Origin of the sequence: Paenibacillus alginolyticus DSM 5050 = NBRC 15375 (assembly GCF_000422905.1) — a bacterium.
GTDB lineage: Bacteria > Bacillota > Bacilli > Paenibacillales > NBRC-103111 > Paenibacillus_E > Paenibacillus_E alginolyticus.
Window position 1 is genome coordinate 98,713 of the sequence record NZ_AUGY01000018.1, and the last position, 6,000, is coordinate 104,712.

The following is a 6,000-nucleotide window of genomic DNA, read 5'->3' on the forward strand; positions in this document are numbered from 1 at the left end:
CACTCCTAAGTTTCCTTGTACTCTTATACGCGTTCCAACAACATAGCGACACCTTGTCCGCCGCCAATACATAACGCAGCCACACCCAGCTTGCCATCTCTCTTCTCCAGCTCATGCAGCAGCGTAACCAGAATGCGGGCTCCGCTTGCACCAATCGGGTGTCCAATGGCAATCGATCCTCCATTGACATTTAATTTCTCCCTTGGGATGCCCAGCTCTCGTCCAACGGCTAAAGACTGCGAAGCAAAAGCTTCATTCAGCTCAAATAAGTCAACGCTATCTAATGAAACTCCTGATTTGCGAAGAAGCTTACGAACCGCATCAACGGGTCCCATGCCCATCATGGATGGATCTAAGGCTGCGTTCGCATAACCTTTGATACGAGCCAAGGGTTTAAGTCCAAGCTCCTTAGCCTTATCCGCAGACATAACAACCAGAGCAGCGGCTCCGTCATTAATGCCAGACGCGTTGCCAGCCGTAACCGTTCCCTCTTTTTTGAAAGCAGGACGCAGCTTACCAAGTATTTCAGCGGTTGTCCCCGCTCGAGGAAACTCATCTCGCGCGAATAGCACCGGTTCACCTTTTCTTTGCGGAATGGCTACTGGTACGATCTCATCCTTGAATCTGCCGGATGCAATCGCCTGCTCCGCTTTCAGCTGGCTCCACGCCGCAAACTCATCCTGCTCTGCACGTGTAACGCGATGATGCTCCGCTATATTCTCAGCTGTGATGCCCATATGGATATCGCACATCGCGCACCATAACCCATCCCGAATCATCGAATCCACCATCGTGCTGTCACCAAGCCGCAGGCCCGAACGAGCCCCGGGCAGCAGATAGGGCGCCTGCGTCATATTTTCCATACCGCCAGCCACCACGATATCCGCATCTCCGAGGCTCACAGACTGTGCCGCCAGCATGACGGCCTTAAGGCCCGAACCACACACCTTGTTAATCGTCATCGCTGGAACGAGTTGCGAATACCCCACCTTCAGCCAAGCTTGCCGGGCTGGGTTTTGCCCTAGTCCAGCCTGAAGCACGTTTCCCATGATGACTTCGTCTACTTGGCTGTCTGCCAGATTCGCTCTCTTCAATGCCTCTTGGATGACCGTACTGCCGAGTTCAGGCGCAGATATGTCCGCCAATGCTCCCTGAAAGCTGCCAACGGCTGTACGGACTGCGCTAACAATAACGACTTCTCTACTCATGACGATCTCCTTTGCTTACCTGAAGTTCACTTTGTAGGAGAGGGCTTATTGTAAAACTCGCCTCGGTGTTAGAGAGAACCTCTTCCATCGTTACGCCTGGCTGTATGCCCGATAACACCATGCCCTCTTCGGTAAAATCAAAAACGGCTAAATCCGTAATCAGTCGATTCACTACACCTTTGCCTGTCAAAGGCAGGGTGCATGCCTTCTTAACCTTAGACTCACCTGTTTTATTCACATGTTCCATGATGACGATGATCCGTTTGGCGCCTTTGACCAAATCCATGGCGCCGCCCATCCCTTTCACCATTTTCCCAGGAATCATCCAGTTGGCAAGGTCACCGTTCTCCGCTACCTCCATACCGCCAAGAATGGCCAAGTCTATATGGCCGCCTCGAATCATCGCGAACGATTCTGCACTGTCAAAAAAAGAAGCGCCCGCAACAGCCGTTACCGTTTCCTTGCCGGCATTAATCAAATCCGGATCTTCTTCCCCCGTATAGGGGTAGGCTCCGATACCCAAAAGCCCATTTTCCGATTGCAGCATAACCGTCATTTCCGGAGGAATATAATTGGCGACAAGTGTCGGTAAACCAATGCCTAAATTGACATACATGCCATCTTTTATTTCTTCGACTGCGCATTTAATGATCGTTAAACGGTCGTTTTTCATACCGATACCTCCTTGCTTCGAACCGTGAGACGCTCAATCCGTTTTTCATAGGACGCACCCTTCACAATTCGCTGCACATAGATACCTGGCGTATGAATATCGTCAGGGTTCAGCTCGCCTGCCTGCACAATTTCTTCCACCTCAACAATCGTCACTTTCCCTGCTGCTGCTGCCAGCGGATTAAAGTTACGCGATGTTTTGCGGAACACGAGATTGCCCAGCGGGTCAGCTTTCCAAGCTTTAACCAAGGCAAAATCGCCGACAATCCCTTTTTCCAATAAATAAGTGCGTCCGTCAAATGTTTTGTGCTCTTTGCCTTCTGCGACTAAAGTGCCTACACCTGAAGCCGTATAAAATCCCGGAATGCCGGCTCCGCCAGCGCGAATCCGTTCGGCAAGCGTCCCTTGTGGAACCAACTCAACTTCGAGCTCTCCGCTTAAAAACTGCTGCTCAAACGTTTTGTTTTCTCCCACGTAGGAGGAAATCATTTTCTTGATTTGTTTGTTGGCCAGCAGCAGTCCAAGTCCGCAATCATCAACCCCGCAGTTGTTGCTAACTACGCACAAATCTTTGGTCCCTTGCGCTTTAAGCGCCGCAATTAAATTCTCTGGAATTCCGCAGAGTCCGAAACCGCCAACAATTAACGTAGCTCCGTCACGAATATCCGCTACAGCTTCCTCCATGGAAGAACATATTTTATTCAAGGTGATCCCTCTCCTATCCCTAACCCTATCCCTAGGTTGATTTATCTCTACTGTGCCGTGTATCCGCCGTCGATTAATAGTGAAGCTCCCGTAACACCTCGTAATTTATCGCTTGCAATCAACATGGCATAGTCAGCAATTTCCTCTACAGCCAAGAGGCGTCTTTGGGGAACCAAAGGGTAAATAACTTCTTCAAGGACGCTTTCCAATGGAACATTGCGCGTTTTCGCCAAGTCCTGCAGCTGGCCTCTAACAAGAGGTGTATCTACATAGCCTGGGCACAGCGCGTTCACCGTAATGCCATGAGCAGCACCTTCCAGTGCCGCTACCTTCGTCAAGCCAATCAACCCGTGCTTTGCGCTGTTATAGGCCGCTTTGCCTGCAAATCCAATGACTCCGTTGATCGAAGCCATATTAACGATCCGGCCAAAGCCTTGTTCCTTCATAATAGGAAAAGCATGTTTAATTCCGATAAAAGCACCCGTCAGCATCACCTTGATCATGAACTCAAACTTTTCTACAGGGAAATCCTCAATGGGAGCTACATGCTGTAAGCCTGCATTATTGACGAGAATATCCAACCGTTTATAGGTTTGAATCACGGTTTCAATGGCTTCGACAAATTGCGGCTCCTGCGTTACATCACATTTGAGCCCTATCGCTTCAAAGCCATCTTCCTGCAGCTTCTGCGCTGCCAGATTCGCTTGTTCACCATTTATGTCGGAAATGACTACTTTGGCTCCTTCCCGAGCATAAGTGCGAGCGATTTCAAGTCCAATACCGCTTGCAGCCCCTGTTATCAAAGCGACTCTATTTTCCAAGAACCTAGCCATTGCGCATACCTCCATCTTTAACTGTTAAAAAATCGATAAAATGATCGCGAGCACGAGAACAGTTACTGTTTTGATAACCGTAATTGCGAAAATATCCTTGTACGATTGTCGATGCGTGAGTCCTGTAATCGCAAGGAGTGTGATAACGGCACCATTATGAGGAAGCGTATCCATACCACCTGATGCCATCGAAGCAATTCGGTGCAACAGTTCTGGGCTAATCCCTGCATGGTTGGCTGCTTCCAAATATTGCTTACCCATGACTTCCAAAGCGATAGACAGCCCTCCTGATGCAGAGCCCGTTACGCCGGCCAACACGTTGACAGAAATCGCTTCAGAGATAAGCGGATGAGAGCTTAAGCCAAGAATCCAACCTTGAATAGCTTTGAATCCGGGCAGCGTTTTTACGACATTACCGAAACCTACTTCAGAAGCTGTGTTGAAAATAGCAAGCAGCGCTCCCATAGCTGCAGCCGTCAAGCCCACTGCCAGTTTACTTTGGACAACACGCGCATTAATGCAGATGGCAGACAGAATGCCGATGAGCAAGGCCACGATCAATGCCCAAGAGGACGACACCGTTTTCACATTGGTAATATTAAACGTTTTCAAAAGTTCAGCTGAATACCAATTGTTTACCGTTAAGAAGCCTCTGCTCAGCAAATAGTTAAATACCAAGACCAGCACCAATGGGATGATGGACACCCAGAGATTCGGATATTTCTGATTGTCTAGCCCCTCAGGCTCATTCTTATGACCTAAACCATAGCCTTCACCAGCAGCTTCCGCTTGCTTGCGTCTTCGTTCCAACCAGAACAGCCCTAAGCCAAATACGATAAGACCACCAATAATACCAAGGATTGGGGCTGCGTAAGAATCCGTTCCGAAATAGGTTGTAGGAATAATATTTTGAATTTGCGGTGTCCCTGGAACGGCATCCATTGTAAAAGTAAACGCTCCCAAAGCAATCGTACCGGGAATCAACCTCTTCGGAATATTCGCTTCTCGGAAGATCGAAACAGCGAAAGGATACACTGCAAACGCTACCACAAATAAAGAAACACCGCCGTACGTTAAGATACCACAAGCAAGAACAACGGAAAGCATCGCTCTCTTGGATCCCAATGCCTTCACTAACGATTACATTTTGATTAATTTCAGTTTACATGCAGAATCCTAACAGGTAAAATTCATATTTGGAATGACAATCATGAAAAAATGCTATGAGTCGGGGAGGGATGATCCTTTGGATTTACGCCAGTTAACTTATTTGCTTGAAATTGCTAAACACATGAATTTCACTAAAGCGGCCGAAGCCCTTCACCTCTCACAACCAACACTCAGCAAAATGGTGAAAAATATAGAAGAAGAACTGGGCGTTTCTTTATTTGATCGTTCAGGTAAATATGTGCAATTGACGGACTCGGGCGAGATCGCTGTTCAACAGATTCAAGTCATCGTTCAGGCTGTCCAAGATCTTCATCACCTCTTAGATGATGTCTCCAACCTAAAAAAAGGAACCATCACCATAGGGTTGCCCCCAGTTGTTGGTTCCGTTTTCTTTACAAGAGTTATCGCAAAGTTCCAAATTAAACATCCGAATATCCACTTCCAACTTGTTGAAGAAGGCGCTAAGAATGTAGAAAACCTGGTGCAAAATCGAAAGCTTGATCTTGGTGTGGTGGTTGGGCCTGTAGACACGTCTAACTTTGAAACCTTGCCTTTTATCTATCAAAAATTAGCGCTCATCATTCATCGTTCTCATCCGCTAGCTGAGCAATCCAGCGTTTCTCTGCAACAGCTTAGAAATGAACCCTTTATCCTGTTTCCTAGCGGCTATGCCGTTCGAAATCATGTCATTCATGCCTGTCGATCCATTGGATTCGATCCTTCCGTTGTCTACGAAAGCTCGCAGTGGGACCTTTTGGCTGAAATGGTTGCTTCGAATGCAGGCATTTCCATCATACCCGAGACGATTTGCAGTAAAATCACTTGTCCCGAAGTACTCACGTTACCTTTAATAGAGCCTTCTATTCCCTGGAATTTAGTCATTATTTGGCCCAAAGATCACTACGTTTCTTACGCAATGCGTGAATTTATTTCCTTTAGCCAAGAGCTGTCGGAGACAGAGAGCTGACTCTGGCCCGGATGTCTACGAACAATCAAAACAGGTTTTCCATCACTTCAGATGGAGAGCCTGTTTTTTTCATTTGATATTTGTTTTTATTAACAGAAGGAGAAAAGATCTATTCCATACATTACCGATGCATCAAACCTCACATCAAATATTTACTTAATTTGTAATATAAAGTATTTATTTATCTAGACAAACAAAGAAAAAGCACCTATGTTTAGGGAATGACGCGCTATCCATCATTCTCCCAAACAAAGGAGCCAACCATGGATAACGATAAGGAATTTTCCGTAGTTTGTCAATGTCTCAAAGTGCTCAACGTCCTAGATTATCGGTCTATTTTTCAGGATCATCGGTCAAAGAAGCTGTTTGCGGGTTCAGCCATAGGGCTTCATGTCGTTGCTCAGCTGTTGCAACTGAAATCGTATGGCGAACTGTCTGAGCAACT

The 6,000-nt window shown here is 47.0% G+C and carries 6 protein-coding genes and 1 pseudogene; 2 read left to right on the forward strand and 5 right to left on the reverse strand.

Annotated elements, in window-relative coordinates; genetic code table 11:
* Positions 1 to 23: 23 nt before the first annotated feature.
* The 5 genes and pseudogenes from G519_RS0110255 to G519_RS42540 all read right to left on the reverse strand — a co-directional run.
* Positions 24 to 1,208 carry an acetyl-CoA C-acetyltransferase gene (locus G519_RS0110255; protein WP_029194601.1) on the reverse strand — a complete coding sequence of 395 codons (1,185 nt, stop codon included), beginning with the start codon at positions 1,206 to 1,208 and terminating at the stop codon, positions 24 to 26.
* Positions 1,201 to 1,881, reverse strand: a complete 681-nt coding sequence (locus G519_RS0110260) for a 3-oxoacid CoA-transferase subunit B (RefSeq protein ID WP_029194602.1) — start codon at positions 1,879 to 1,881, stop codon at positions 1,201 to 1,203. Before G519_RS0110260 ends, G519_RS0110255 begins: the two co-directional genes overlap by 8 nt.
* Positions 1,878 to 2,585 carry a CoA transferase subunit A gene (locus tag G519_RS0110265; RefSeq protein WP_029194603.1) on the reverse strand — a complete coding sequence of 236 codons (708 nt, stop codon included), beginning with the start codon at positions 2,583 to 2,585 and terminating at the stop codon, positions 1,878 to 1,880. The genes G519_RS0110260 and G519_RS0110265 overlap by 4 nt, the downstream gene beginning before the upstream one ends.
* A gap of 47 nt (positions 2,586 to 2,632) precedes the next feature.
* On the reverse strand, positions 2,633 to 3,418 hold the full coding sequence (locus G519_RS0110270) for a 3-hydroxybutyrate dehydrogenase (RefSeq protein WP_029194604.1): 786 nt from the start codon (positions 3,416 to 3,418) through the stop codon (positions 2,633 to 2,635).
* 24 nt (positions 3,419 to 3,442) lie between these two features.
* Positions 3,443 to 4,558: pseudogene (locus G519_RS42540) on the reverse strand (GntP family permease); the annotation flags it as partial.
* 106 nt (positions 4,559 to 4,664) lie between these two features.
* On the opposite strand from G519_RS42540, the gene G519_RS0110280 reads away from it, so the two are divergent.
* Together G519_RS0110280 and G519_RS0110285 are read left to right on the forward strand one after the other, a co-directional pair.
* Complete coding sequence (locus G519_RS0110280) at positions 4,665 to 5,555, forward strand: LysR family transcriptional regulator (protein ID WP_029194605.1); 891 nt, start codon at positions 4,665 to 4,667, stop codon at positions 5,553 to 5,555.
* Between the two features lie 263 nt (positions 5,556 to 5,818).
* On the forward strand, positions 5,819 to 6,000 hold a 182-nt coding region (locus G519_RS0110285; protein WP_029194606.1), incomplete at its 3' end, for a hypothetical protein.